This is a genomic window from Micromonospora sp. NPDC049230, from assembly GCF_040647875.1.
GTDB lineage: Bacteria > Actinomycetota > Actinomycetes > Mycobacteriales > Micromonosporaceae > Micromonospora.
The window spans coordinates 1-26,712 of the sequence record NZ_JBEZCZ010000066.1; the positions used below are offsets into that span (position 1 = coordinate 1).

The 26,712-nt window shown below is 73.0% G+C and carries 29 protein-coding genes; 17 read left to right on the forward strand and 12 right to left on the reverse strand.

The features are described from left to right. The first annotated feature begins 158 nt into the window (after positions 1 to 158). The 10 genes from AB0A95_RS32810 (at position 159) to AB0A95_RS32855 (ending at position 6,004) form a co-directional block, all read left to right on the forward strand. Positions 159 to 536, forward strand: a complete 378-nt coding sequence (locus AB0A95_RS32810; protein ID WP_357559629.1) for a signal peptidase I — start codon at positions 159 to 161, stop codon at positions 534 to 536. 110 nt (positions 537 to 646) lie between these two features. After that, the gene (locus AB0A95_RS32815; RefSeq protein WP_357559630.1) at positions 647 to 1,102 is read left to right on the forward strand and encodes a cysteine dioxygenase family protein; all 456 of its coding nucleotides are present in this window, start codon (positions 647 to 649) and stop codon (positions 1,100 to 1,102) included. 43 nt (positions 1,103 to 1,145) lie between these two features. Then, complete coding sequence (locus AB0A95_RS32820) at positions 1,146 to 1,637, forward strand: rhodanese-like domain-containing protein (RefSeq protein ID WP_357559631.1); 492 nt, start codon at positions 1,146 to 1,148, stop codon at positions 1,635 to 1,637. A gap of 50 nt (positions 1,638 to 1,687) precedes the next feature. Beyond that, a complete protein-coding gene (locus AB0A95_RS32825; protein ID WP_357559632.1) occupies positions 1,688 to 2,236 on the forward strand; it encodes a winged helix-turn-helix domain-containing protein in 549 nt (182 codons plus the stop codon). A 248-nt stretch (positions 2,237 to 2,484) separates the two neighbouring features. Continuing rightward, a complete protein-coding gene (locus AB0A95_RS32830) occupies positions 2,485 to 3,090 on the forward strand; it encodes a winged helix-turn-helix domain-containing protein (protein WP_357559633.1) in 606 nt (201 codons plus the stop codon). 41 nt (positions 3,091 to 3,131) lie between these two features. Continuing rightward, positions 3,132 to 3,794 carry a uridine kinase gene (locus tag AB0A95_RS32835; protein ID WP_357559634.1) on the forward strand — a complete coding sequence of 221 codons (663 nt, stop codon included), beginning with the start codon at positions 3,132 to 3,134 and terminating at the stop codon, positions 3,792 to 3,794. Positions 3,795 to 3,957: 163 nt separating this feature from the next. Continuing rightward, entirely contained in the window at positions 3,958 to 4,356 is a 399-nt protein-coding gene (locus tag AB0A95_RS32840; protein ID WP_357074189.1) for a TraR/DksA C4-type zinc finger protein, read from the forward strand. A gap of 48 nt (positions 4,357 to 4,404) precedes the next feature. Beyond that, complete coding sequence (locus tag AB0A95_RS32845) at positions 4,405 to 5,277, forward strand: DUF72 domain-containing protein (protein WP_357559636.1); 873 nt, start codon at positions 4,405 to 4,407, stop codon at positions 5,275 to 5,277. Between the two features lie 120 nt (positions 5,278 to 5,397). Continuing rightward, positions 5,398 to 5,583, forward strand: coding sequence for a hypothetical protein (locus AB0A95_RS32850; RefSeq protein WP_357074184.1), 186 nt, complete (start codon positions 5,398 to 5,400; stop codon positions 5,581 to 5,583). Beyond that, positions 5,576 to 6,004 carry a DUF2267 domain-containing protein gene (locus tag AB0A95_RS32855; RefSeq protein ID WP_357559637.1) on the forward strand — a complete coding sequence of 143 codons (429 nt, stop codon included), beginning with the start codon at positions 5,576 to 5,578 and terminating at the stop codon, positions 6,002 to 6,004. The genes AB0A95_RS32850 and AB0A95_RS32855 overlap by 8 nt, the downstream gene beginning before the upstream one ends. 77 nt (positions 6,005 to 6,081) lie before the next feature. Here the strand turns inward: AB0A95_RS32855 and AB0A95_RS32860 are convergent, their stop codons facing one another. Continuing rightward, the gene (locus tag AB0A95_RS32860; protein ID WP_357559639.1) at positions 6,082 to 6,861 is read right to left on the reverse strand and encodes a DUF72 domain-containing protein; all 780 of its coding nucleotides are present in this window, start codon (positions 6,859 to 6,861) and stop codon (positions 6,082 to 6,084) included. A gap of 157 nt (positions 6,862 to 7,018) precedes the next feature. Between AB0A95_RS32860 and AB0A95_RS32865 the strand changes: the two genes are divergently transcribed. Then, entirely contained in the window at positions 7,019 to 7,324 is a 306-nt protein-coding gene (locus AB0A95_RS32865) for a hypothetical protein (protein WP_357559641.1), read from the forward strand. 9 nt (positions 7,325 to 7,333) lie between these two features. Beyond that, positions 7,334 to 8,608: a cupin domain-containing protein gene (locus AB0A95_RS32870; protein ID WP_357559642.1), complete on the forward strand. Its 1,275-nt coding sequence runs from the start codon at positions 7,334 to 7,336 to the stop codon at positions 8,606 to 8,608. 1 nt (position 8,609) lies between these two features. Here AB0A95_RS32870 and AB0A95_RS32875 read toward each other — a convergent pair whose 3' ends face one another. From AB0A95_RS32875 to AB0A95_RS32905, 7 genes are all read right to left on the reverse strand, one after another. Beyond that, positions 8,610 to 9,125: a trypco2 family protein gene (locus AB0A95_RS32875; protein WP_357559644.1), complete on the reverse strand. Its 516-nt coding sequence runs from the start codon at positions 9,123 to 9,125 to the stop codon at positions 8,610 to 8,612. Between the two features lie 40 nt (positions 9,126 to 9,165). Next, positions 9,166 to 11,805, reverse strand: coding sequence for a CHAT domain-containing protein (locus AB0A95_RS32880; protein ID WP_357559645.1), 2,640 nt, complete (start codon positions 11,803 to 11,805; stop codon positions 9,166 to 9,168). A gap of 82 nt (positions 11,806 to 11,887) precedes the next feature. After that, the gene (locus tag AB0A95_RS32885; protein WP_357559646.1) at positions 11,888 to 12,550 is read right to left on the reverse strand and encodes a hypothetical protein; all 663 of its coding nucleotides are present in this window, start codon (positions 12,548 to 12,550) and stop codon (positions 11,888 to 11,890) included. Next, on the reverse strand, positions 12,547 to 15,222 hold the full coding sequence (locus AB0A95_RS32890; RefSeq protein ID WP_357559647.1) for an FtsK/SpoIIIE domain-containing protein: 2,676 nt from the start codon (positions 15,220 to 15,222) through the stop codon (positions 12,547 to 12,549). Before AB0A95_RS32890 ends, AB0A95_RS32885 begins: the two co-directional genes overlap by 4 nt. After that, a complete protein-coding gene (locus tag AB0A95_RS32895; RefSeq protein ID WP_357559648.1) occupies positions 15,215 to 16,462 on the reverse strand; it encodes a hypothetical protein in 1,248 nt (415 codons plus the stop codon). Before AB0A95_RS32895 ends, AB0A95_RS32890 begins: the two co-directional genes overlap by 8 nt. 6 nt (positions 16,463 to 16,468) lie before the next feature. Beyond that, positions 16,469 to 16,729 carry a hypothetical protein gene (locus AB0A95_RS32900; RefSeq protein ID WP_007076395.1) on the reverse strand — a complete coding sequence of 87 codons (261 nt, stop codon included), beginning with the start codon at positions 16,727 to 16,729 and terminating at the stop codon, positions 16,469 to 16,471. Positions 16,730 to 16,881: 152 nt separating this feature from the next. After that, on the reverse strand, positions 16,882 to 17,262 hold the full coding sequence (locus AB0A95_RS32905) for a hypothetical protein (RefSeq protein WP_357559650.1): 381 nt from the start codon (positions 17,260 to 17,262) through the stop codon (positions 16,882 to 16,884). 140 nt (positions 17,263 to 17,402) lie between these two features. Between AB0A95_RS32905 and AB0A95_RS32910 the strand changes: the two genes are divergently transcribed. After that, positions 17,403 to 19,961 (forward strand): ATP-dependent Clp protease ATP-binding subunit, encoded by a 2,559-nt coding sequence (locus tag AB0A95_RS32910; protein WP_357559651.1) that lies wholly within the window; start codon positions 17,403 to 17,405, stop codon positions 19,959 to 19,961. Positions 19,962 to 20,146: 185 nt separating this feature from the next. Next, positions 20,147 to 20,497: a DUF3140 domain-containing protein gene (locus AB0A95_RS32915; RefSeq protein WP_357559652.1), complete on the forward strand. Its 351-nt coding sequence runs from the start codon at positions 20,147 to 20,149 to the stop codon at positions 20,495 to 20,497. 58 nt (positions 20,498 to 20,555) lie between these two features. Here the strand turns inward: AB0A95_RS32915 and AB0A95_RS32920 are convergent, their stop codons facing one another. From AB0A95_RS32920 to AB0A95_RS32930, 3 genes are all read right to left on the reverse strand, one after another. Beyond that, complete coding sequence (locus AB0A95_RS32920; protein ID WP_357559653.1) at positions 20,556 to 20,801, reverse strand: hypothetical protein; 246 nt, start codon at positions 20,799 to 20,801, stop codon at positions 20,556 to 20,558. A 57-nt stretch (positions 20,802 to 20,858) separates the two neighbouring features. Further along, the gene (locus tag AB0A95_RS32925) at positions 20,859 to 21,839 is read right to left on the reverse strand and encodes a LysR family transcriptional regulator (RefSeq protein WP_357559654.1); all 981 of its coding nucleotides are present in this window, start codon (positions 21,837 to 21,839) and stop codon (positions 20,859 to 20,861) included. Positions 21,840 to 21,926: 87 nt separating this feature from the next. Beyond that, positions 21,927 to 22,535 (reverse strand): hemerythrin domain-containing protein, encoded by a 609-nt coding sequence (locus tag AB0A95_RS32930; RefSeq protein ID WP_357559656.1) that lies wholly within the window; start codon positions 22,533 to 22,535, stop codon positions 21,927 to 21,929. A gap of 185 nt (positions 22,536 to 22,720) precedes the next feature. Here AB0A95_RS32930 and AB0A95_RS32935 point away from each other — a divergent pair, with 185 nt between their 5' ends. Both AB0A95_RS32935 and AB0A95_RS32940 read left to right on the forward strand, forming a co-directional pair. Beyond that, positions 22,721 to 24,049 carry a M20/M25/M40 family metallo-hydrolase gene (locus tag AB0A95_RS32935; protein WP_357559658.1) on the forward strand — a complete coding sequence of 443 codons (1,329 nt, stop codon included), beginning with the start codon at positions 22,721 to 22,723 and terminating at the stop codon, positions 24,047 to 24,049. 45 nt (positions 24,050 to 24,094) lie between these two features. Beyond that, entirely contained in the window at positions 24,095 to 24,757 is a 663-nt protein-coding gene (locus AB0A95_RS32940) for a hypothetical protein (RefSeq protein ID WP_357559659.1), read from the forward strand. 90 nt (positions 24,758 to 24,847) lie between these two features. On the opposite strand, the gene AB0A95_RS32945 is transcribed toward AB0A95_RS32940, so the two are convergent. Beyond that, a complete protein-coding gene (locus AB0A95_RS32945) occupies positions 24,848 to 25,039 on the reverse strand; it encodes a DUF5703 family protein (RefSeq protein ID WP_013734349.1) in 192 nt (63 codons plus the stop codon). Positions 25,040 to 25,466: 427 nt separating this feature from the next. Here AB0A95_RS32945 and AB0A95_RS32950 point away from each other — a divergent pair, with 427 nt between their 5' ends. After that, positions 25,467 to 26,375, forward strand: a complete 909-nt coding sequence (locus tag AB0A95_RS32950; protein WP_357559661.1) for a hypothetical protein — start codon at positions 25,467 to 25,469, stop codon at positions 26,373 to 26,375. Positions 26,376 to 26,712 lie beyond the last annotated feature (337 nt).

Here is a 26,712-nt window from a genome sequence, read left to right on the forward strand (position 1 = left end):
GCCACCGCCACGCTGATCCCGGCCGCCGCTATCGGAACGAAACCGCAACGCCACCGGTCGCCGTCCGGGCCCGCCGCAGGCCGGCCAGTTCTGGTGAAACAGGCCTTGGTCGCCGTGGTGCTGATAGGTTGCTCGGCCGGCGCGCTGGGGAGGGTCCGATGGTTGAGACGGTGTACGTGGGCAACGCGGGCGTCGACGGCGCCACCAACGCCGGCTGGCTGCTCGGGCACTTCGCCCCGCCGGGGGAGATCCGGCACAGCACCGACGTCGAGGTGAAGTGGGGCGTGCATCCGCCCGGGCAGGCCCGCTCGCGGTGGGCGACCGGGGAACGACGTACCACCCTGCTCGTCCTGGTCGAGGGGTGTTTCCGGGTGGAGTTGCCGGACCGGACGGTACGGCTGGCCGTGCCCGGCGACTACGTGGTGTGGGGCCGGGGCGTGGACCACTCCTGGTACGCCGAGCGCGCGTCGGTGGTGCTGACCGTGCGGTGGCCCTCCGTGCCCGGCTACCGGGCGGACCCTCCGGTGCTGCGCTGACCGCCGGGGGACGAGTCGGCGTCCCACCAGGCGGTATTACCTACTAAACCTATAGGCTTTGCCGTCTAGAGTACGAGGGCACCCCGCCGAACGACCCGCGAGGAACCGCCATGACGCACCGCCGCCCGGAGCCCGACCTGCTCACCGTCGCCGCCCGGTGGGCCGACCCGGCCGGCTGGCCGGTCGCGCTGTGCTTCGACCCTGCCCAACGGTGGTACGCGCGCCTCGACGTCGGCGACGACCACGAGGTGTGGGCGCTGAGTTGGCTGCCCGGGCAGGGCACCGACCTGCACGACCACGGCGGCTCCGCCGGCGCGTTCCGCGTCGTGCACGGCGCGCTCACCGAGGAGACGGTCAGCGCCGGTCGGCTGCGCCCACGGCTGCTGGCCGCCGGCGTCGGTCGTCGCTTCGGCCCCCGACACGTGCACCAGGTGACCAACCAGGGGTCGATGCCGGCGGTCAGCGTGCACGTCTACCGGCCGGCGCTGCTGCGCATGACCCGCTATCACCTCGACGAGGGACGGCTGCGGGTCGCCGAGGTCGCCGAGGCCGGCCGGTCCTGGTGAGGGTCGGCCACGCACGATCCACTCTTGTCACTGGAAGGAACCCATGATGCAGCTGACCGCCGAGCACTGTCCGGCCCCCGTGCCGCCGCCGGGCTCTCGGGGCATCGACGAGATCCTGGGCGCCGCACGCGCCCGCCTGGACCGGTTGGACCCGGAGCGGGCGCACCTGGCGTACCGGGCCGGAGCGCTGCTTGTCGACATCCGGCCGGCCGCGCAGCGGGCCGCGCACGGCATGGTGCCGGGCTCGCTCGTGGTCGAGCGCAACGTGCTGGAGTGGCGCTTCGACCCGCGCTGTCCGGCCCGGCTCCCGCAGGCGGTCGACTACGACGTGCCCGTGGTGATCCTCTGCCAGGAGGGCTACACCTCGTCACTGGCCGCCGCCGCCCTACAGGACATCGGCCTGCACCGGGCCACCGACGTGGCGGGTGGGTTCGCCGCCTGGCGGATCGCCGGTCTGCCGGCCCTCGGCCCGACCCCGCTGCACCGCACCACCCCTTCCGCGCCCCCGGTCAACACCGGGCGGGCGCGCCACTGACTGTCACGCCCCACCGGGCGTGGCAGGCGTACCGCCACCCAGGAGGCACCATGTCCGTCGTCGCCATCCCCACTCGCCGTCACCCCGGGCTGCGCCCGGCGCGGCCGCGCACCGCACCGACCCTGACCATCACCCTCGACCTCGTCCCCGGGCCGATGAGCCCGCGGCTGGCCCGGCTCGTGCAGTTGCTCGGTGAGCTTGCCGAGTCGGGGGAGGGCGAGCTGCGTACCGTCGAGAATGTCGCGCCGGCGCCGCGACCGGTCCCGAGCCCGGCCATCGCCACGCCGCCGACCGGCGCGGACCACGTCGAGATCCTGGCCGGCTCGCGGCTGGTCCGCCGCGACGGCCGGGTCGTCCCGCTGACCCGCATCGAGTACGAGCTGCTGCTGTTCCTGGCCGAGCGGCCCCGCCGGGTCTTCACCCGCCTACAGTTGTTGTCCAACGTGTGGGGTTACGAGCACGCGGTGGCCCGGACCGTGGACGTGCACGTGCGCCGGCTGCGCGCCAAGCTGGCCGGATCGGAGTTGGTCGCTACTGTCTACGGGGTCGGCTACCGGCTGGCCGACGATGCGCGGATCAGCGTGGACCACAGTCGCTGAGCGCCGGGCCGGCGGTCACGTGAACGCCCAGGTGAACCGGACGGGGACCCCCGTAACGGCGCATCGTGTGGGCTCTGCTGTAATCATCTGACCTCACACGCAGAGCGAGCACCTGGCTCCGATGTGTAAGTCAATTGTCACAGTCATGCAACGCGGCCGCCCCTTGACCCTCGCCCGAGCGCCGGGAAACATCGATGAAGCGGCGTCCCGGGCCGTGGGGAGATACCCGGATCAGCCCAAGGAGGACCATGTCGGTCAGCCCTGCCTCGTCGCGCGCCGGATGGCATACGTCCCAACCCTCGGTGCCCGGTCGACCTCCCGGCGGCCAACGTCGCCCGGCGAACACCGCCGCGCCCGTGCTCACCGTGACGCTGTCCATCCCGCTGGCCTCTGAGGAGTCGCTGACGCCGGCGGCACGCCGGCTGCTCGAAGCCGCCCGCGAAATGCTGGAGCGGGGCGAGGGCGTGATCATCGGGGCCGTCCCGGGCGAACGCCGGCCCGACCAGGCACCCGCCAACCGGTCGCCGGGCCGGGCGCTCAGCCCGACCATTCCGGTCCTGCACATCCTCGCCTCGTCCCGCTCGGTGCTGCGCGACGACGAGCCGCTGCCGCTGACCCGACTGGAGTTCGACCTGCTGCTGCACCTGGTCGCCCACCCGCGCCGGGTGTTCACCCGGCTGCAACTGCTCAACGCCGTGTGGGGCTACGAGCACGCCGGCGTCCGCACCGTCGACGTGCACGTGCGCCGGCTGCGCGGCAAGGTCGGCGTGGACGTCCCACTGGTCACCACCGTCTACGGCGTGGGCTACCGGTTGGCCGACGACGCCCGGGTCACCATCGACCGCACCGGCTGACCGGCGTCACCGACCCGCCCGGCACGGGGCAGGATGATCCGGTGCGCATCCGCCCCATCTCGCCCGACCTGCTCATCGACGAGCTGGCCAGCCGGCTGGCCGACGCCGCGGGTCGCGCCGCGACGGGTGCCGCGGGGCCTGCCCTCTTGCGGGTTGCGGTGGACGGCGCTCCCGCCGCCGGCGCCGACGACCTGGCCGCCGCGCTCGTCGACCCCCTACGCGCCAGGGGTCGTCCGGTGCTGCACGTCCGCGCCACCGACTTCCTCCGCCCCGCGTCGCTGCGCTTCGAGCTGGGCCGCACCAACCCCGACTCCTTCTACGAGAACTGGGTCGACGAGGCCGGGCTGCGTCGCGAGGTGCTCGACCCGGCCGGCCCGGGCGGCACCGGGCGGCTGCTCCCGTCCCTCTGGGACGCCGACGCCGACCGGGCCAGCCGTGCCCGGTACGTGCACCTGCCACCCGGGGGCGTCGTCCTGGTCAGCGGCCCACTGCTGCTCGGCGGCGGCCTGCCCTTCGACGTCACGGTCCACCTCCAGCTGTCCCCGGCGGCACTGCGCCGACGTACCGACCCGGCCCAGGAGTGGGCCCTGCCCGCCTTCGACAGGTACGCCGAGGAGGTCGCCCCGGCGAGCTTCGCCGACGTGGTGGTCCGGGCCGACGACCCCCGCCATCCGGCGCTCGTGGAAGCCGACCGCGACGCCTGACAACAGTCGGGAAATCGTCGGTTTGTTCGGCTCATCCGGCGGGTACTCGCCCGGCTCACAGAGCGCGGGTGACCGCCCGCGTACCGAACGCGACAGTGACCGGGGCACGACGCCGCCGGCACCCGTTTCCCGTGAGCCACAGGCCCAGGAAAGGCAGGCAGCGATGCTCGTCCACGACACGGTCGGCACGACCCGTCCCCAGGCGGAGATCGACCAGATTCGGCTCTCCCTCCAGGCGCGCTACGACGAGCTGACCGCCGAGTACGACCAGGCCGTCCTCCAGAGCCAGGTGCTGCGGCTGGTGGAGGTCGGCGACACCGCCGGCGACGACCAGGCCGACAGCGGCACCAAGACGGCCGAGCGGGACACCGCGCAGTCACTGTTGCGAACCATCCTCGACCGCCGCGCCCAGTACGAGCACGCCCTCGGCCGGCTCGCCGAGGGCACCTACGGCTGGTGCGAGGGGTGCTCGGCGGCGATCCCGGTGGAGCGGCTGGAGATCTTCCCGGCCGCCACCACCTGTGTGTCCTGCAAGCAGACCCGCGAACGGCGGGCGGCCTGAGCGACGCCAGCGGTTGCCGGTCGGTCCACAACGCGATGGACTTCACCCATGGGTGACATCCTGGTGGGCACCGCGTCCTGGACCGACCGCACCTTGCTGGACGCGGGGTGGTATCCGCAGACCGCGGACACCCCGGAGAAGAGACTGGCCTACTACGCCCGCACGTTCCCGCTCGTCGAGGTGGACGCGACCTACTACTCCCCGCCCGCCGAGGCGACCGCGAGGCTGTGGGCCGAGCGCACCCCCGAAGGGTTCACCTTCAACATCAAGGCGTTCAGCCTGTTGACCGGGCACCCGACCCGGGTCAGTGCCCTCTACAAGGACCTGCGGCCGGAGACCGACAAGAAGAACGTCTACCCCGACGACCTGCCCGCGCAGGCGTACGAGGAGGTCTGGACGCGGTTCCTGTCCGCGCTGGACCCACTCGTCGAGGCGGGCAAGCTGGGCGCACTGCTGTTCCAGTTCCCGCCCTGGTTCACCATCAAGCGGGCCAACAAGCAGTACCTGCTGGAGGTGGCGAAGCGCTGCGCGCCACTACGCGCTGTCTACGAGTTCCGGCACGCATCCTGGTTCGACGGTGACAACGCCGACGAGACCCTGACCTTCCTGCGCGAGCACGACCTGCCGTACGTCTGCGTGGACATGCCACAGGGCCACCGCTCGTCGCTGCCCCCGGTGCTGGTCGCCACCGCGGACCTCGCGGTCGTGCGGTTCCACGGCCACAGCGACAAGTGGACGAGCAAGGACATCCACGAGAAGTTCGGCTACCACTACTCCAAGCGGGAGTCGGCCGACTGGGCGCCGAAGCTACGCGAGCTGGCCGACCAGGCCGGCCAGACCCACGTGCTCTTCAACAACTGCTACCGGGACTATGCGCAGACCAACGCGAAGACCCTCGCGAGTCTCCTCGACACCGACTGACCGTCCGGCTCACCCGATCGGGGTGGTGCCGGCTCACCCCGTCCGCCGGCACTGTGGACGCGGTGGGTGCGGCCGCCCGGCGGGTGGCCGACGCCGGAGACGACACGGAGGTGACGGGGGATGACGGTACGAGTGGTGACGGATCGACGGCGAGGAGCCGTCCTGCACGTGGTCGGCACACCCGACAACGCCCGGCGCGCCCCGCAGGGCAGCCCGGTGCGGGCCCGTCGTGGCCCGGTGGGGCCGCCACGTCGCAGCGACGACCGACGGTGGGACAGCACGGAACGGGGGTCGACCGATGGCTGACGCGATGATCTCAGCGTTCGAATCGTCGCTGGACAAGACGAACCTCATTCTGAAGGACATCGAGAACGCCTACGGCTGGCCGAAGAATCGGCGCAACCAGTCGTACGCGGCGCTGCGCACGGTGCTGCACCTGCTGCGTGACCGGCTGCCGGTGGACGAGAGCGTGGAGTTCGCCCAGCAGTTGCCGGTGCTGGTGCGGGGCATCTACTTCGACGGGTGGGTCCCGTCGGACGTGCCGATCAAGCTCAACCGGGACGACTTCCTCTACGAGGTCCGCCAGGGCTTCCCGTACGACGCGGAGGGCGGCCCGGAGCGGGTGACGCAGGTGGTGCTCGACACCCTGCGCCGACACGTCACCCAGGGCGAGTGGCAGGACGTGAAGGACACCATGCCCGCCGACCTGGCCACGATGATGCCCTGACGGGCCGGCCCGGCCCGACACGTGCGAGCCCCGCCCGACTGTCGTCGGGCGGGCTCAGTCGCTGTCGTCGGGCGGGCTCAGTCGCCGGAGGTGTCCGCCTCGGCGGCGGTCGGCACGCGGGACACCGGATGCCCGGTCCGACGGGCGAGCGCGGCGAACGCCACGGCGTCCACGACGGCGGCGCCGCCCGGGTCGTTGTTGAAGTACACGTACGCCGGCTCGTCGGTGCCGAACGCGTCCGCCAACCGGTGCGCCCAGGACCGCAACGCGGCACGACCGTACCGGGGCCAGGGTCGGGCCCGACCCTCGTGCAGCCGCAGGTAGCCGAAGTCGGTGGTACGCCAGCGCGGGGCGACAGGTCGCCCGAGCCGGTCCGCCCAGACCAGGGCAGCCCGCCGCCGTTCCAGCACCGCCCGGGTGGCGTCGGTCCACCAGGACGGGTGCCGGGGCTCCACCGCGACCCGCACCTCGGCGGGAAACAGCCGCAGTGTGGCGTCGAGCGCCTCGACGTCCACCCGCAGGTTCGGTGGCAGTTGCAGCAACACCGGGCCGAGCCGGTCACCGAGCGCGGTGGCCCGCCCGAGGAACCGGGCCACCGGCTCGGCCGGGTCACGTAACCGCTTGATGTGGGTGAGATAGCGGCTCATCTTCACCGCGACGCAGAAATCCGCAGGGGTGCGTGCCCGCCAGGCGGCGAAGGTGTCCCGCTCCGGCAGCCGGTAGAAGGCGTTGTTGACCTCCACCGTGGCGAACCCGTCGGCGAAGTGCTCCAGCCACAACCGCTGCGGCAGCTGCCGCGGATAGAAGCGGCCCCGCCAGTCCCGATACTGCCAGCCGGACGTGCCCACCAGGATCACCGTCCCATCCTGACACTCTGCGCCGCCGCCCGCGAACCGCCCGTGTCGCCTCGCTTCGACGTCTACGGTGAGGGTTAGAGAAGATCGCGCGTGGGGTACCACCCGCAGCACGACGGACCCCGGCGTACGGCGGGGCGGCACACCCGAGGGAGTACCGATGGCACTCAACGACGACGACATGCAGACCACGGGCGGCGGCGGCCTGGAAGGCCCGGCCGACGGTGGCGCGACAGCCGGTCACCAGGACGGTGGCGCTGACGGTGGCGCGGAGGGCCCGGCCGACGGTGGCGCGACAGCCGGTCAGCACGACGGTGGCGCTGACGGTGGCGCGGAGGGCCCGGCCGACGGTGGCGCGACCCCCGGTCAGCACGACGGTGGCGCTGACGGTGGCGCGGAAGGTCCCGCCGACGGCGGTGCGACGCCGGGTCAGCAGGACGGTGGCGCCGACGGCAGCGCACGGTAGCGGCACACCATGACGCACCTCGACCCGCCGGGCGGCCACGGCCGCCCGGCGGTCTCGTCAACGGCCGCCGACGCCGCGCTGGCCCGCTGCGTCTCGGTCGAACCGGCCAAGTTCGCCGCCGCGCACTGGGGCCACACCCCGCTGCTGTCCCGCGCCGCCGAGCTGCCCGACCCGGCCGGCTTCACCGACCTGCTCAGCCCCGCCGACGCCGACGAGTTGCTGAGCCGGCGCGGTCTGCGTACCCCGTTCCTGCGGGTTGCCAAGGACGGCCAGTTGGTGCCCGCGGCGCGCTGGACCGGCGGCGGTGGTGCCGGCGCTGAGATCGGCGACCAGGTGCTCGACGAGCGGGTCCTGGAGCAGTACGCCTCCGGTGCCACGCTGGTGTTGCAGGGTCTGCACCGGCTCTGGCCACCGCTCGTCGACTTCGCCCGTGACCTGGGCCTCGCGCTCAACCAGCCGCTACAGATCAACGCCTACCTCACCCCGGCCGGCAGTCAGGGCTTCGCCACCCACTACGACACGCACGACGTGTTCGTCCTCCAGGTCGACGGCCGCAAACACTGGCGGATCCACCCGCCGGTGCTGCCCGACCCGCTGGAGAAACAGCAGTGGGGTGGCCGCGCCGACGAGGTCGGTGCGACAGCGCAGGGCCCCGCCGCGCTGGACGTGGTACTCGCCCCCGGCGACGCCCTCTACCTGCCCCGGGGCTGGCTGCACAGCGCGCAGGCGCAGGACGCCAGCTCGCTGCACCTGACAGTGGGCATCCGGGCGCTGACCCGGTACGCCCTGGTCGAGGAGCTGCTGGCGCTGGCAGCCGAGGACCAGCGACTGCGGGCCACCCTGCCGTTCGGCACCGACGTCGCCGACCCGGACGCCATCGAGCCGGAGCTGACCGAGACGGTGGAGGCGCTGCGCGACTGGCTGCTGCGCGCCGACCCGGGCGCGGTCGCCGCGCGGCTGCGCCAACGGGCCTGGCCGGCTGCCCGCCCGGCGCCCATCCGGCCGCTCGCCCAGGCCGACGCGCTCGCCACACTGGCCGCCGACACACGTGTCATCCTGCGGCCCGGCCTGCGCTGGCAGGTGGCGCCGCACGGCGCGGACATGGTGGCGCTGCGGCTGTTCGACCGCACCATCACCCTGCCGGCGAGCTGTGAGCCGGCGGTTCGCGTCCTGCTCAGTGGCGCTGTCACCCGCGTCGGCGACCTGCCCGGGTTGCCCGACGACGCCGATCGGGTGACCCTGACCCGCCGCCTGCTCCGCGAGGCCGTCCTGGTCCCGGCCTGAGCTAGCCGGGGTTCGCCGCGACCAGCTCGATCCGGAGCGTGTTCGTGATCTCGTCGGTCAGCTCGCCCTCCGCGCCGACCGAGATCGTGCCCTGCTCGGTGACGCCGAAGACGAGTTCCACAGTGCCGGCCTTCAGCACCAGCGGGTCGCCACCGCCGCTGCCGGCGGCGACCACCGCGCGGATCGTGGCGATCGCGTCCACCAGCGTCGCCGCGACCGCGCTGTGCCGCAGCTCGTGCCGGTCCTGGAGATCCTCGGCGACGAGCGTGATGTCGATCGTGTGGGTCTTCTGGTGGGAGCGGTTGCCACCCACCTTGACCTTCCAGCCGATCACCGGGACCCGAAAGTCCACGCCACCGCCGGCCTTCGTGGTGACGACCGCGCTCAGGATCAGTTGAACGGAGGCGACCCGAAGGTCCCGGCCCTCGTCGGTCGAGGAGATGCCAGCCCGCTCTACCGCGTACTTCACCTCCGACACCAGTTCCTCGACGGGCACGCTGTAGTCGATCACGTCCATACCGCACCACCCCTTCTGCACACGTTGCGTTACCGACAGCTCAGACGGCGGCGGTGGCGAACGGGTCGCCGTACACGGTGTAGGCCAGCCAGGTCGGGTCGAGCGGGTCGTCCTGCTGCTCGACCCGCGCGGCGAGGGCCGCCGCGCCGAGTGTCGCGCCGTCGGCGAGGGAGCGGTAGAACGCGGTCGCGAAGCGCGCCGAGCTGTCCGAGCGCACCGCCCAGAGCGTGCCGACGAAAGCGCCCGCACCGGAGGACATGAACTGCTGCGCCCAGCCGAGCATCCTGGTGTACGTCGGGGCCACACCCGCGCTCCGGCACGCGTTCATGAACACCAGGGGGCCGGTCTCCGCCAGCAGCTTCCGGATGCTGGCCTCGGCGAGCAGAGCCGGCTTGAACCGGCCGCCGTCCATGTCGATGAACGAGCCGTCCGACGAGAAGGTGTTGTGGCAGGCGAAGTGGGTCGCTCCCAGCGTCCCCGAATTGATCAGGGAGAGGAGTTCGTCGGCCCTGGTGATGGGCTCGCTGTCGGCCGCGCCGAGGATCGCGCGGATGCTGGCGATCTCCTCGTGCGCCCCGGTGGGGGCCTTCGTGGGCACCACGAAGCGCGGGTTGCGCAGGCCGACCGTCGCGTTCCGGCGTTGACCGTAGGTGCGACGGACCACGGGGACCTGCTCGACGAGGAAACCGGCGTCGCGCTGAGCGCTGAGCGGATAGAGCAGCTCCCACGGGACCACGTCGTGGTCGGTGGCGATCGTGAAGGCGCTCATGTCGGCGCCGACCTTCCAGAACTGGTCCCGCACGTCGGCCGGCACCAGCTCCGACCACAGCTGGATGCCCGCCGACCGGATGACCTCGCGGGCCATCGCCGCGCCGTAGCGGGAACCACCCGCGGCCAACTGCTGCAACTCCCGGATGGCGTACTCCACCGCGGCGTTCGGTGGGTTGGTGACCGACTCGACGACCGGGGCGAACAGCGCCGCCTCGGACCGCAACTGGAAGGTGTACCGGCTGCCGTCGAACCGGACCTCCATGGTGACCTCGCCCGGCCGCGCCTCCGGCGCGCCCATCGGCGCCGTCTTCGGTTGGCCGTCGCGGAACGGCCCACCGTCGGCGACGGAGACCTCGACCGACACCTCACCGAGGAACGTGCCCCCGGCCCAGGCGGTCACGTCGACGCGATGCAACCCCGGGGTACGCGCCCCGAAACCGAACCGGACCGGATCCGGATCGTCGTCCGGCAGGACCAACACGGTCTGCTGGAGCGGTCCCTCGGCGTGCAGGCCGGCGGGCGCGTGAACGGTCACGGTCACCGGCGTGCCGGCGGCCGCGACGAGGAAAGGTCGCACCCGTGCCGTCACGGCGTCCGGATGAACCGATCGTCCCTCGGTGACGAGCCGGACCTCGACGCTCAGATCCTGCCCCGCCGGGACCCGGGTGGGCGCGCGCGCCACCAACAGCCGCTCCGGCGTCGGGGTGACGTCCGGAAATGACGAGGTCGGCGGTCCGGTGAACGTCGGTATCGCTCGGTCCTCGCTGACGTAGGCGTCACGGCCGAGAGCCTGGGCGTGGTCGCCACGCGCCAACACACCGACGTCGAACTCGCCAGACCCGATCCGGATACCGTGGGTCTGCTCGCCGGCATCGGCCCTCGCGGTTCGCTCCGGCCGCCGCACGGCGCGCGCTCGCTCGCGCAGGTCGTCCTGCGCTCGCTTCACCTCGCGCTCCCGCACGTAGGGACCGACTCGTTCGTCGAGGGCAAGCCGCACACTTCTCAGGCGCAGGGTGATGCCGTCGGAAGCGGACGTGTCCTGACCGAGCCGTCGGCGGATGGCTGCCTCGGCTCGGATCACCTCATCGATGGCGTACCGCGACGTGATCGGCCGGCAGGTGTCCAGCAGGAATTCGCGGACCAGGACCGCCGCGTCCGTGACCGCGCGTCGGACGATCCGCGCCGGGTCGGTCACCCGGAAGCCCACGGCGATCGACGCCTCGAAGTGGTACGCGCCACCCTCGGTGGGCAGCCGGAGGTCGACGACGACCGAGTGGTCGCTGGTGTCCACCTCGTGGCGTGTCACGAACCTCAGGTGCTGCCACGGCGTCAGTCGGTCACTGTCGGCGACCTCCAGACCATCCCGACGGGTCGAGTAGACGATCGCCGCCGATGGCCAGTGACTGGGGGGCGGCATGGACCACCGCACCGGCGCCACGCTGAGGATCAGCGGGATCGCGGGCCCGGCCGGTGCGGTCTCCGGGTCGAAACTCGTCGCCAGGTCGTCGACCAGGTAGCCGATGTCCGCCGGAGCGCTGGTCCGGTGGACCCGCCGGTAGTGCTGCTGGCCAAGCGGTCGGAGCGGTTCGGGCAGGCGCGTCCCGCGTTGCAGTTCGGCGTTGTCCACCAGCACCGGAATGACCGGAACCTGCTGTTGGAGGGCGGCTGCGATCGTCCGTCGGCTGATGCCCGGGAGTACTGCCGACTCGCCGGGTGAGCGAGGTTCGATCACGACGATGAGTGCCGCCGAGGTTGACAGGCGGCGCCGACGCTCGGCGGCGGAGATGACCGCGCCGGGATCGTCGCGAATGACGCTGCCGCTGCCGAATCGAGCGGTCAGCGCGTCATCGAGCAGGCGCGCGACGACGTTGTCGTCGGCGGCGCGGTGACTGAGGAGGAAGCTGACCATCGGACGTACCGTAGCGAAGATCGCGCGCTGATCTTCGCCGCGCCGGCGGTCGGCTTCTCGACAGCCTCGGTGGACTGATCGGTCAGCGACCGAGGGCCAGCAGCAGTGCGGTGGTCAGGATGCCCGCGCCGAGGACCACGGTGATCGGCCGGGGGCCGAGCACCGCGTGCCGCCTATCGGCCAGCACCCGCGCCGGCACCAGGCCGACCAACGGCCCGAGCAGGGTCACCACCAGCGCGAGCACCGGCATCCCGACCGCCAGGTCGCCGCCGTACCCGACGCCCAACGCCCGCGCCCCGGCCCCCAGCGCGTACGCGAGCACCGCGCCGGCCACCCCGCAGAGCGCCAGCAGCGGGTTGACCGAGCCCGGCAGCTCACCCGGCTGCCCGGCCCGGTCGAGCAGGTCCCGGGCGCGGGTGAGCAGCAGCACCGCGTCGGTGGCCCCGTCACTGGCCGCGGGTGCGGGCGGGCCGCCGAGGCGACGGGCACCGAGGCGGGTACGCACCTGCTGCCACAGGTGCGCCACCTCGGCGTCGACCCGTTCCTGCTGCTCGCGCGCCTCGACGAGCTCCACCTCGGCATCCTGGACCTGCTCGGCGGCGTCGGCGACGGCCTGTTCGGCGGCGGCGCACTGCCGCTCGTACCAGGTGTGCGCCTCGGCGCGCTGCTCGTGCACCCGTGCGGTCAGCTCGGCCAGTCGCCGTAACTGCGCCGCGTACGTCTCACTGGCCACTGGTTCGTTCACCGCGACGGTCCGTAGGGGATGATCACCTGTCCGGTGCGGTGGACCGCCCGGTCGAAGAAGAGCCCCCGCCAGGGGCGGGGATACCAGTCGGGGCCGCCGGTGCCCGGGTACAGCGACGAACCCAGCTCGCCACCGTGCGCGTCCAGCGCCACCCAGGCCCCGATCTGGTCGGTGCGGGCGGCTGGCCCTCCGAGGTCGGCGCGCATCCTTGCCACGCCGCGCCACCAGGCCAGCACGTGTGTGCGTCGTTCCGGCCCGTCGTGCATGATCCGGCGTAGCTGCTCCAGGCCGGTGCGTCGGCCGGCGCGGGCGGCCAGTGTGCCGGCCGCCGCGTCGACAGCGAACAGCAGCAGGTAGTGCGGGCTGCCCGGCCCGGTCAGCCCGTCGGCCGTCTCGGCCATCAGCTCGCCCACGGTCTCCTCGTCGTACCAGGCGGCGTCGTCGGCCAGGTCGTCGTAGAGGGCACGGGCCATCGGGTCGGCGTCCGCGTCGAGGCAGGCGATGGAGAACCGGGCGGTGCCCGGCGGGTGCTGGCGGGCCAGCGACCGGGCCGCCGCGTCGAGCACCGCGCACGCCTCGTCCACCCGGGTGCCCAGCACCGCGAGGTTGCGCCCCGGTGCGCGCGGCAGCCGCAGCGCCGCCGACCGGGACTGCACGTCGATGATCTCGCCGAGCAGGGCCACCGGGCTGCGCGGCACGCTTCCGTCCGGGGGTACGGCGAGCGCCCGGAAGTCCGGCGCGTCGGTCAGCCGGGGGATCGCGTCGCCGTCGAAGAGTCGGGCCGGCGCCGCGTCCGGCGGGCGCATCCGCCACAGCCGGTGCTGCAATCCGCTCCACGTCTCCCAGTCGCTGGCCGACGGGATCCGGGCGACCTCGTTGCCCTCCACCATGCCCGACTCGGCGTTGACCACCGCGTGCCAGCGGGGCAGCGACTGCGCCGCGTCGTTGCGCTCGGCGAGGATCCGCAGCGCCTTGGGCAACGCGATGCGCAGCGTGAACTGGGCGACAAGCGCCGGGCGGCCCCACAGCGCCTCGATGCCCCGTACGTCCTGCGAGGCGAGCACCAGGTGGATGCCCTGCGACCGGCCACGCCGGGCCAGGTCCTCCAGCAGGTCGGCCGCCTCCCGGGCGACCACGTCCCGACCGGCCAGCAGCATCTGGAACTCGTCGACCACCGCGACGATCCGTGGCCAGTGCCCGTTCGGGTCGACGGCCCGCAGCTCGGCCAGCTTTGTCACTTCGTGCTTCTTGGCCGCGTCGGCACGCCGGCGCAGCTCCTCGGCGAGGAACCGCAGCAGCGCCAACCCGAACTCCCGGTCGGTGTTGACGTTGATGCCGACCAGGCGCATGTGCGGCAACCAGCTCGGGTCGCGCCGGCCCTGCGCGAACCGCGCGAAGGACACCCCCTCCTTGAAGTCCAGCAGGTAGAACTCCAGCTCGGCGGGGGAGTAACGGGCCGCGAGGGCACCGATCCACGCGAAGATCAGGTTGGTTTTGCCGGTGCCGGACGGCCCGCCGATCAGCGCGTGCGGCGGGTAGTCACCCAACGTCAGCCGCACCGGCCGACCGTGCGGCCCCTCACCGATCGGCGCGGTCAACCCGTCCGCGGAGTCCTCCCGCCACATCAGCTCGGGCGGGGGCAGCAGGTCGGTGAACGGGGTCGGTGGTGGGCCCGCGTTGACCTGTGCGGCGATCTCCCGGCAGGTCTCGGTGACGAGCGTCGCCGGTGGCGGCGGGTCCAGCCGGATCGGCAGCCCGGCCGACCCGCCGATGCGCGCGCCGGAGGCCCCGGCCACCACCCGGGTCACCGTCGGATCGTCGGGCAACGGCACACCGTGCACCACCAGGTGCACCCCGCACGCCGGGCCGGCCCGTACGACCCGGTCCAACTGGCCACGCTCGTGCCGGTTCAGCTCGTCACCGCCGAGCAGCACCGCCACCCGCCACGGTTCGGGTCGTCGGCCGGTCGCCGCGGCCAGTTCCCGCAGCGAGGCGTACTCGCCGGCGAGGACCGTCTCGTTGATCCGGCGGATCTGCTCCACCAGGTCGTCCAGCAGCGGACCCAGCCCGCCGGGGCCGACGAAGGTGAGCAGCCCCGCCGTGCCCAGCGGTGCGAACCCGGCCAGGCCCCCGCCGAGCTGCTCCGGGTCGTACCCGGTCAGCCGGACCGCGCCGGGGGTGGCGCGGCCGGCGGCCCGCAGGAGCAACGCGGACACCACCGCGTCGCAGCCGGCCCGGTCGTTGCCGGAGAGGTGGACGTGGCCGGCGTCGAGGAGCGGCACCAGCGCGGGCACCGGGTCGACACCGTCGATCCGGACCGTGCCGACCCGCAGCGCGCCGGGCGGCTCCGCCCGGCGGGTCGGCGTCGGCGTCCACCCCGCCCAGTCGGCGCCCGCGCAGCCGGGCGCCTCCTGGCGGGCGGCGTCGGCGGCGCGGCGGGCCAGCTCGGCGATCCGGGCGGAGTAGCGGGCGTCGATGTCGGCGATGCGGCGGTCCCGCTGGGCGCCCACCCGTTCCGGTACGACGGCCGCCGCCCGCTGGACCCGGGCCAGCCGCTCCCGCCCGGCGGTCAGCTCCGCCTGTGCGGCGGACAGCCGGGTACGGGTGGCGCCCAACGCCTCGGCCAGGGTGTCCCGCACGCGCCTGGCCAGCTGACCGCGCCGGTCAGCCATCGGAGCCCCGACGCGTCGGCGCGTCCCGCCACGGGCTGCCCGAGCGCGGTGGGGGCCCATCGGGACGCGGCGGCCCTTCGGCGCGCGGTGGCAGCCCATCGGGGCGTGGCGGCGGCCCTTCGGCGCGTGGCGGCAGACCCTCCGAGCGCGGCGGCAGACCACCAGAGCGCTGCGCACCGGCAGTGCCCGGCCGCCGCGCCGCACCGCCGGCGCGCGCACCCGCGCCCGCCGCCTGCCCAGCCCCGCCCGACTGCCCAGCCCCGCCCGCCTGCCCAGTGCTCGTCGGTTGGCCAGCCCGCGTCGGTTGCTGCGCCACGCCTCGTTGCGGCGCCCCGCTTCGTTGCGGCGCCCCGCCTGGTCGTTCCCCGCCGCCCGGTTGCCCCGCGCCCGCCGGCTCTTTCGGGCCGGAGGGGAGGTCCCGGCCGAGGCGGGCGAGCAGCAGCCCGGTCGCCACGCCGGCGGTCACCGCGGAGTCGGCGGCGTGCGACGGCTCCCCGGAGGCGCGCGGCGGTGGCATCCGGCACACCCGGGTCAGCAGCGTCTCCAGCACCGGCGGCGGCAGTCCGGGCAGCAGGTCGCGCACGCGCCCGTCCAACTCGCCGCGCAGCCGAGGGAGGTCGGCGGCGCGGGGCGGGTGCCCCAGCAGCTCACCGGCCAGCTCGCGCAGCAGTGGTGGCGCCAGCGCCGCCATGCCCAACCCCACGTCGGCCGGGGCCCGCCGCAGCTCCTTGCGCAGCCGGTCCCGGTCGCCGGAGCGGACACCACCCACCACCCGGCGCAGCAGCTCCTGGGAGTCGCCCACCCGCTCGTCGGGCTCGTCGTCGGAGCCCTCGCGCCCGCCGGTCAGCTCCGCCACCCGCACCGACCACCAGCGGCGCATCCGGACCTGCTCGGTCGGCTCCGGCGCGACAGCGGTGGGCCCGGCCGCCGGTGGCGTGTCGTGTCGAGGAGCGCGTTGCTCGGGGCGGGGGGCCGAAGACCCGTCCGAGGCGAGCCCGATCGCCGCCAGGTACGCCGAGAGCTGTTCCTGGGCGACGCGCAGCGCGTAGCCGGCGCTCTCGGCGTGCTCGGTGGCGGCGGACAACTCCGGCACGCCCATCGGGTTGGCCGACTCCTGGCGGACCCAGCGCAGTCGCTCCGCGGCCAGGCCGAACTTTTCCAACGCCTGCCCGAGCAGCGCGACCGGGAACTCCTCGCTGGCGGCGCGGACCTGCCCACCGACGTCCTCGATGATGGACATGGCGGCCTACAGGGTCGAGACGTAGAGCTGCGCCTGCTCGACCGCGACAAGTGTCGCGGCGAGACACTCCTCCAGCTCCTGGCTGGCCTGTGTCAGCGACGCCTGGGCCGCCTCCACTGTCTCGTGCCCGCTGCCCTCCAGCGCACCGGCGAGGGTCTGCTGCGCCTCGGCCAGCTTCTCGCCGGCGGCCTGCACGGCTGTCTGCCCGTCGCCGATCTGTTGGAGGGCGACATCGATGGCAGCCTTCAGCTCGGCGACGCTCGCCACGGCGGAACCTCCTGGGGGCGGGGAGATCTCCATTAGAGCCTATCGGCCGCGCCGAAAGAACATCCGCCCTGTCGGTGTTCCTGCCCACCTGTCCGGTAGGGGCCCTGAAGTGCCGGGAGTCCGTTCTGTGGGACTCCCGGTGCGAGAACTTCTCAATTATCGCGCAGCCAGCGGGGCCCGTACACCTCCGCGCCCAGGGCGGTGACCCGCTCGCGCAGCTCCCGGTCCGCGGTGACCACCAGCCGGCGTCGCCGCGGGGCGCCCGCGACCAGGTCGACCACGCTGTCGTCGCCGGAGCCCGGGGCGGAGACCACCCGGACGCCGTCGGTGCCCGGCACGTCCCGCGCGGCCCCCTCGACCACGAGCACCACCTCCACCGGGGCGGGCAGGCGGGCCGGCAGCCCGATGGTCGCCACCGGGGCGAGGGAGTCGCGCAGACGGGCCGCCGCCCCGGCACGGTCACGCCACCACCCGTTCGGGCGGGAGCCCACCACGTTGGCGCCATCCACGATCAGCAGCGGGGTCTCATCCATCCCGCCAGCCTGCCACCAACCGTCGGCCCCAGCCCGACGCCACTCCCGGAAAGCCGGTGCTCCGCCTCCCGCGGCGTTTGTCGGGGCGCGCGCCGGGTAGCCCCTGCCGACCGTGCCGCGCCCTACTGCGGAGGACAGACATGATGGGACCCGGTGACACCGGCTCCGACCCGTGGGACGAATTCCTGGCCAGATACTTCGGTCGGGGCGAGGGAGGACGCCGACCGCCGCACCGGGTCGACATCACCCGACTGATGACGGCCGACGCCCGGGAGATGCTGGCCGACGCGGCCCGGCGGGCCGCGCAACGCCACAGCAGCGACCTGGACACCGACCACCTGCTCTGGGCGGCGCTGCAACGCGAACAACTCCGTGACCTGGTACGCCGGGCCGGAGCCGACCCGGACACCCTGCTCAACGCCCTCGGTGGAAAGGGCGACGGCGCACCGCGCGGCGAGGTGCCGCCGAACCTGTCGTTGACCCCGGCCGCCAAGCGGGCGCTGCTCGACGCCCACCAGTTGTCCCGGGCGATGGGCGCCAACTACATCGGCCCCGAGCACATCCTGATGGCGTTGCCGCTCAACCCGGAGTCACCGGCCGGTCGGATGCTGGCCGCCGGTCGGATCCAACCCGAGTCGTTGCAGGCCGCCAACGCCGAGCGCGGGCCGATGACCGGGCCCAAGCCGGATCGCGGCACGCCCACCCTGGACCAGTACGGGCAGGACCTCACCGAGTTGGCACGGATGGACCAGATCGACCCGGTGATCGGACGGGCCGACGAGATCGAGCAGGCCGTGGAGATCCTGTCCCGGCGTACCAAGAACAACCCGGTGCTGATCGGCGAGGCCGGCGTCGGCAAGACCGCCATCGTCGAGGGGTTGGCCGAACGGATCTGCGACGGCGACGTGCCGCAGACCCTGCTCGGCAAGCGGGTCGTCCAACTCGACCTGGCCGGCCTGGTCGCCGGCACGCGCTACCGGGGCGACTTCGAGGAACGGCTGAAGAAGGTGATCGACGAGATCCGGGCACACCGGGACGAGCTGATCATCTTCATGGACGAGATCCACACCCTGGTCGGCGCGGGGGGCGCCGGCAGTGAGGGCGGGATGGACGCGTCCAACATGCTCAAACCCGCCCTCGCCCGCGGCGAGCTGCGGGTGATCGGCGCGACGACGCTCGACGAGTACCGCAAGAGCATCGAGAAGGACGCCGCGCTGGCCCGGCGTTTCCAACCGGTGCTGGTGCCCGAGCCCAGCGTCGACGACACCATCGCGATCCTGCGCGGGCTGCGCGACAGGTACGAGGCCCACCACCAGGTGCGCTTCACCGACGAGGCGTTGGTCGCCGCCGCCGAGCTGTCCGACCGGTACGTCACCGACCGGTTCCTGCCGGACAAGGCCATCGACCTCATCGACCAGGCCGGCGCCCGGGTGCGGTTGCGGACCCGCACGCCCGCGTCCGACGTGCGGGAGTTGGAGCAGGAGCTCGACGAGGTACGCCGGGACAAGGAACAGGCCGTCACCGACGAGCAGTACGAGCGCGCGTCCGCCCTGCGCGACCGGATCTCCGAGCTGGAGGAGGACATCCGTCGCGCGAACGGCGAGGACGGCTCATCCGGCTCCCAGGTGCCCGAGGTGGGCCCGCAGGAGATCGCCGAGGTGGTCTCCCGGGCCACCGGCATCCCGGTCAGCCAGCTCACCGAGGAGGAACGGGACCGGCTGCTGCGCCTGGAGGGGCAACTGCACCAGAAGGTGGTCGGCCAGGACGACGCGGTCTCCGCGGTCGCCGAGGCCGTCCGTCGCTCCCGGGCCGGGCTGGCCGACCCGGAGCGGCCGATGGGCAGTTTCCTGTTCCTCGGCCCCACCGGTGTCGGCAAGACCGAGTTGGCCCGGGCCCTGGCCGAGGCGTTGTTCGGCGAGGCGGACCGGATGGTCCGGGTGGACATGAGCGAGTTCCAGGAACGGCACACTGTCAGTCGGCTGGTCGGCGCCCCGCCCGGGTACGTCGGCTACGAGGAGGCCGGCCAGCTCACCGAGGCGGTGCGTCGCCGCCCGTACGCGGTGGTGTTGCTCGACGAGATCGAGAAGGCCCACCCGGACGTGTTCAACATCCTGCTCCAGGTGCTCGACGACGGCCGGTTGACCGACAGCCAGGGACGCACCGTGAACTTCAAGAACACCGTACTGATCATGACGAGCAACCTCGGCTCGGAGCTGATCACCGGCGCCCAGCGCTCGGTCGGCTTCGGCAGCGGGGCCGTGGGCAGCGAGCAGGAGAACGACGAACTGCGCGAGCGGTTGATGCGCCGCCTCCAGGAGAACTTCCGCCCGGAGTTCCTCAACCGCATCGACGAGGTCATCATCTTCCGCCGACTGGAGGCCGAGCAGTTGCGCGACATCACCGCGCTGCTGCTGGAGGACACCCGCCGCCGCATGCACGCCCAGGACCTACAGGTGGAGTTCACCACCGCCGGCATCGACTGGCTCGCCGAGCACGGCTACCAACCGGAGTTCGGTGCCCGTCCGCTGCGTCGGGTCATCCAGCGGGAGGTGGACAACCACCTGTCCCGCATGCTGCTGGAATCGGCGATCTCACCGGGACAGAAGGTCACCGTGGACGTCCGCGACGGCGCGCTCACCTTCGACGTGACAGCGGGTGAGCGGGGGTACACCGCCGCCACGACGACGCACCCGCGATGAGCGGGCCGGCGCGACGAGGGGAAACCGGTGACCCGCACGAGCCCACGGGTCACCGGGACGAGGACGACCATCCCGACCCGATCCTGGCGCCGCCCACCGCTAATCCCCGCCGGACGCGGGTGCCCGCGGAGGGCCTGCATCCGAAGACCCACCAGGACGACCGACCGCCTGCGAGAGGAGACCCGATGGTACGCGAAGCGCGGCTCGACCCCGAGGTGGAAGTGCTCTGGGAGGACTTCCACGCCGAGGTCAACGTCCCGTCGGAGCAGCTGCGGACGTGGTTGCTGACCCGCGGCTCCGGCGAGGAGTCGTTCAGCCCGAACCCGACCCTCGACCTGCCCCAGCCGGGCCGGGAGATCCTCAAGGTGCTGAACAAGCGCAAGGTCGACCTCACCCCGGAGGACATCGAGGTGATGCGGGAGGCGGTCGAACGGATCCGCGAGCTGATGGACGCCAAACCGTCGCGGGGCAACGCCGACGACAGCTGGCGGCACTCGCTGCTCGACCTGGGGCACGACCCGCTCGTCGAACGCTGACCGAGCCCACGTACGACGGTGCCGTCCCCCGCGCGGGGGACGGCACCGTCGCGTCCGGCTACTGACCCTGGTCCGGTTCCAGGCTGGCGATGGTCAGCCCCGCCGCGTCGGCGGCGGCGTCGCGTTCGGCGCGGGTCTGGTCCTCCCGGGTGAGCAGGTTGGCGTACTCGGTGACGGCCGCCGGGTCGGGCACCTCCGGCAGGCGGCGCAGGAACGCCTCCACCGCACGGGTGGCGGCGGTGTGCGCGGCAGCCGCCTCACGGAGCAGTTCGCGGTCGTCGGCGGGCGGGTAGAGGTCGGTCATGTCCGCCAGATACCCGGCCAACGGCGGTTCGCACCGCCACCGCCCGGGAATACCGGCTCAGACCGGTCGGATCCCGGTGGGTTGCCGCACACCGAACCCCGGATTGCTCAGCAGCCAGGACAGGTATTCCGGATGCGGGGCCAACGAGTCGACGTACGCCGCCTTGGCCGTCTCCAACACCAGGTCGGCGCCCTGGGCGGCGGGCGAGTCCGGGTGCCAGCCGAGCAGGAGCCGCCAGCGCAGCGGTGTGCCGGCGATCCGGCGGGTCACCAGCCCGGCCACCGGACGGAACGTCGCCTGGCACAACGCCACCCCCACCCCGGCGTCCACCAGGTCGACGCAGCCACGGATGTCGGTCTCGTACACCTTGCGGGGGGTGAAGCCGGCGCGGGCGCAGGCGGCGGCGAAGCAGTCGCCGAAGCAGCCGTCGCCCGGGGCGGCCACCCACTGTTCGTGACGTAGGTCCGCCAGACGCACCTCGTCGTCTGCCGCGAGGGGATGCGTCTCGGGCAGCAGCACCAGCACCGGGTCGATGGCCACCTCCTGCCAGCTCAACCCGAACCCGCCCGACGGGCTGGCGTCGCCGCACACACCGGTGAGCGCGAAGTCCAGTCGACCCCCGGCCACCAACTGCGCCAACTCGTCCACCGACCAGGAGGCGAACGTGGTGATCTGGGCGGGCGGCTGCGCGGCGGCCAACCGGTGCACCATCCGGCCCAGGATCGGGCTGTTCACCCCACCGAAGCGGTAACACGGCGGGGCGTCGCCAGCGCCGGCCAGGCGGGCGGCCTCGTCCTGCAAACCCTTCATCGCCGGCAGCAGCACCCGGGCCCGGGCCAGCACCAGCTCACCGAGAGCGGTGGGCCGGGCGCCGCGCCGGTCCCTGTCGAACAGCGGGCCGCCCAGTGTCCGCTCGATGCGCTGGAGCTGGGCGGTCAGCGCCGGCTGGGCCAGGCCGAGCGCCGACGCCGCCTTTGTCACACTCCCCGTCTCCGCGATCGCGCAGACCACCCGCAGGTGACGCAGCTCCAGGTTCATACCGTGACGGTATGACTACGCGTCAGTCGGCGGAATAGCCCAAGCGGATCGGTGATAATGAATGCACTTGGGAATCGCCGTCGCCCCTCACTCCCGAGGTGCCCGCGGCAGGTCCGCCAGGTACGTCGGCCGGCGGGTCACCGCGTCGAGCACCTTGTCCACCACCCCGACCGCCGGCTCGACGATCCGGTTCCACGGAGGGGTGGCCGGAGTGCCCGGGTGCGGTCGGGTCGGTGCCGCCTCCTCGGCGATCTCCAGCCGGTTGCCCAGCCGGATCAGCTCCTCCTCGGTCGCGACGGCGCGCAGCTCGGTGACGAGCACGCCCACCCCGTCGACGTGTCGGCGGACCCGCTCGGCGACCTCGCTCAACGCCTCGTCGGTCAGGCCCTTCAGGGCGGCGAGCAGGCTGGCGTCGGCGCCGATCTCGGCGTCCACCCGCTCGGCGGCGTCCGGCAGCGCGGCGCGTACCGCCGGCAGCAGATACTGCTCCTCGGCGGACAGGTGCCGCGACAGCGCGGCGGTGAGCACCGCCAGTCCTTCCTGCGGGGTGGCGTCCGGGCCGCTCAGCTGGTCCAGCAGCGCCAGCAGTTGACGGTGCTCCCGGTCGACGATGTCGGCGATGTTGCGGCCACCGGGTCGGTAGCCCTCCTCGGGCGCGGGTGCGGGCGGCAACGGCGGCAGGGGAACGGCGGACATGGTGCCCTCCTCGACTGGCGGGCGGAAGCTCCGGCAGGGGACGTACGGTCGTGAGCGGCGGTACCCGAACCCGGGATCGGCGAAACCGGGCCCGTCGATGCGCCGGCCCGGGAACGCCGGCAGGTCGGGGCGGTCCGCACCGGTGCGCCGGCCCGTCGGCCGGCGCCGACTGGTATGAAGAGGCGATGACGAGCGATGCGGCCTCCGCCCGACCCGACCCCACCGCAGAGGTCGTGGACCTCTGCCGCGACCTGCTGCGCATCGACACCACCAACACGGGGGACAACGACACGAGCGTCGGCGAACGCCGCGCCGCCGAGTACGTGGCGGAGAAACTCGCCGAGGTGGGCATCGAGTCCGTCCTGCACGAGTCCGCACCGGGACGGGCGAACGTGGTGGCCCGCATCCCGGGCGCCGACCCGAGTCGGGGCGCGCTGCTGGTGCACGGCCACCTGGACGTGGTGCCCGCCGACGCCGACGAGTGGTCGGTGCACCCGTTCTCCGGCGAGCTGCGCGACGGCTACCTCTGGGGCCGCGGCGCGATCGACATGAAGGACTTCGACGCGATGGTGCTCGCCGTGGTGCGGCACTGGCAGCGCACCGGCGTGCGACCACCGCGCGACATCGTGCTCGCGTACACCGCCGACGAGGAGGCGGGCAGCGACTACGGCGCGCGCTTCCTGGTGGACAACCACAGTGGCCTCTTCGACGGCTGCACCGAGGCGATCGGCGAGGTCGGCGGTTTCTCCTACTCGGTCAACGACAGCCAGCGGCTCTACCTCATCGAGACCGCCGAGAAGGGCATCGACTGGCTGCGGCTGCACGCCAAGGGCCGCCCCGGGCACGGCTCGATGGTGCACGACGACAACGCGGTCACCGCGCTCGCCGAGGCGGTCGCCCGGATCGGCCGGCACCGCTTCCCGGTGGTGGTCACCGACACCGTGCGCGCCTTCCTGGAGGAGGTCTCCGACCTGCTCGGTGTCGAGTTGGACCCGGAGGACCCGGAGACGGCCATCGCCAAGCTCGGCCCGATCGCCAACATCATCGGCGCGACCATCCGCAACACCGCCAACCCGACACGCCTCGGCGCCGGCTACAAGGACAACGTCATCCCCGGCCGGGCCACCGCCACCATCGACTGCCGCAGCCTGCCCGGCCAGTCCGAGCTGCTGGAGCGGCAGCTGCGCGAGCTGATCGGCCCGGACATCGCGATCGAGTACATCCAGCGGCAGCCGGCGCTGGAGACCACCTTCGACGGCGACCTGGTCGAGGCCATGTCAGCGGCGCTGCGCGCCGAGGACCCGGGGGCGCGCCCGGTTCCGTACATGCTCTCCGGAGGCACCGACGCCAAGGCGTTCTCGCAGCTCGGCATCCGCTGCTTCGGTTTCGCGCCACTGCGGCTGCCCGCCGACCTGAACTTCTCGGCGTTGTTCCACGGCATCGACGAGCGCGTTCCGGTCGACGGACTACAGTTCGGCGTGCGGGTTCTCGACCGGTTCCTCCGCAGCTGCTAGCCGCGCCCGGCGCGCGACCTCCTTAACGTGAAGGGACTGCCCCACATGACCGACCAGCACGGTGAGCTGGACGCCGCTCTCGAGCGGGTGATCGAAGCGGCCCGCCACCACCTGGCCGCCGTACGCGCCGCACAGGGCCGCGTCGACGACGACGACGTCTGGCAGGCGTACGTGGCGTTGAACAACGCCTCCTTCGCGTACGACGAGCGGTTGCTCGACGCCTTCGGCGAGGTGACGCCCTGGGATGTCGACTCGATCGACCCGGACGAGGCCGACGAGCGTTTCGGCGGCCCCGAGGGCGCCGAGGCCAGCGACCCGCACCCCCGGGTGATCTCGGTGCGGCAGCGTCGCGACTACCGGGTGCCGAGCGTCGCCGCGCTGCTGCGGGTGGCCGAGGCGGCCCGTCGCGAGGGCACCCCGGAGGACGACGAGCCGGCGCCCGTGGAGGGCGTCGGCGAGGCGGTGCTGGAGTTGCTGCAGAGTGGCGACGGCTCGCTCGGCGCGCTGGACGTCCCCGAGTTGGAGCCCCTCGACGGGGTGGTCATGGTCAGCGAGGTGGGCACCCCCGTCGACCTGGAGTCGTTCGACGATGACGACGCCGTCGGCCCGTTCCAGCCGGCGGTCGACGACCGGCTGGTCGGCCGGCTCGACGAGCACCCGTTCCTCGAAGTCGACGACGACCACGACCACGCCGGGCACCAGCACTAGAAGACCGGGCCGATCATGGAGTTGTGGTGATCAGGTGCGTCGTTACCACCCACCACAACTCCATGATCGACGAGGCAGGGCGCGGGCCAGTCAGTACGACAGGCCCGGCTGGGGCTGGTTGACCCGCCGCCGTCGCAGCACCACCTGCCGCGTGCCATCCCGGTACAACCGCACCCGGGCCAACTCCCATCCGGAGAACTCCGCCTGGATCGCCAACTGCGCCGCGGCCGTCAACCGGTCGACGTTCGGCGGCAGCCGCAGCGGCGCGTACTCGTAGTCCATGCCACCCATGCTGCCCAGCCCAGCGGTTGTTCGCCACCCCCTCGGGGGTGATCGACACCGCTGCCCTGGGCGGTACGTGCCCCGGTGTCCGCGGTCGCGTGCTGTCTCCTGCCAGGAGGGACCCGTCCGCGTGTCATCGGTTGGCGGCAAACGGCGCCCCGGGTGTTCGCGTGGCGGCTCTCGCCGGGGATCCCAGCCGCCGGGCCGGGCTGAGCATCCGTTGGTCGCAGCTCGGCTTCGGGCGTACCTCGGATCGGCTCTTGTCGCACCTCGTGCGTCCACGGCCGTCGCCTGGGGTTCGGACGCCCTCACCACCGGCCTCTTCGTGCCCGGTCGCAGATCGTCGACCAGGCGGTGCGCGGCGGCGTCGCGTCGATCGGACAGAATGTCGTCGGGTAGCCGCCGGCGGGCCGCCAGGGAGGAAGGCGTGATGTCAGGGGAGCGGGGCCGGTTCGGTCGGTTCACCGAGGCGGTGCTCGGCGGCGCGCGGGCCGCCCGGGACAGGGCCCGTGAGCTGCGCGACGAGTTCCGCACCAGCGACGAAACCGAACGTGCCCTGGTCGCGCCCCTGCTCCCCGGGCAGGAGCTGCGCTACGTGGGGCTCGGCCCGGTTCGCGCCCCGAACACCCACAAGGCCGGCCGGCAGCTCGCCCACGTGATGGCCGACGAGGTTGTCGACTCGCTCGACCCGAAGGTGCTGTTCGGGCTGCTCAACATCGTCAACCCGGTGGTCTGGGTGGACGCGGTGCTGGCGCCGGTCCGACTGGCGGCGGGCGTGCTGCTGCTACCCGGCAGGGCCGGTGCCCTCGCCGCCGGCGTGCCGGAGGCGGCCGAACCAGAGCCGGGCCCACCGCACCAGCGGGTGCGGCGGGAGCCGATTGCGCTGACCGAGGAGCAGGAGGCGTTCCGAGCCCTGTTCCGGCTCAGCCTGTACCGCCCGCTGGCCGACCAGCTCGCCGAGATCGCCTACCGTCGCCGGTACGTCTTCAGCGGCGACCTCGCCACCCTCGCCGGCAGTCTGCTGCTCTTCCTGGAGCGCTACACGGGCACCCCGCTCGCGGTGACCGACACCCACCTGCACCTGCTGCGGATGGGGCCTCGTCCCGACGCCGACCGGCCCGACCGGCGGCAACCGCGGGTGCTGTGGAGCGTGCCACGCGCCCGGGTGGCCCGCATCGACTCGGAGCGCGGCGCGACCGGGTTCGTGCAGTTGACGTCCACAATCGTCTTCGACGACGGCTCGTGGATCCGGCTCACCCAACCCGCACTCCGCGACGACCAGTCGCGTTTCCTGACCGCGATCCACGACCTCCCCGGGCAGCGCCCAACTCCGTGACACTGTGCCCCGGCAAGCGTCTTCCGCCGCCGTGGCGCGTTGCCGTGCCATGCGCCGAGCGCCGTGCCATGCGCCGAGCGCCGTGGCGGTGCCGTGCGCCGTGGCGGTGCCGTGCCGTGCGCGTGTGCCATACCGGCCCGTGTCATGTGCCGTGCCCAAGAGTGTGCTCGATCCTCGAAGTCAACACCGTTGCGTCAGGGCGGTAGCCGGCGGGTCAACCCGGGACAGGAAGCGCCCGGGCCGGCCCGGCTTGGCGATCATGGAGTTGTGGTGCCGACTTTGGGGGTTTTACGGGCGTTCTGTTACCCACCACAACTCCATGATCGGCGAGGCAGTG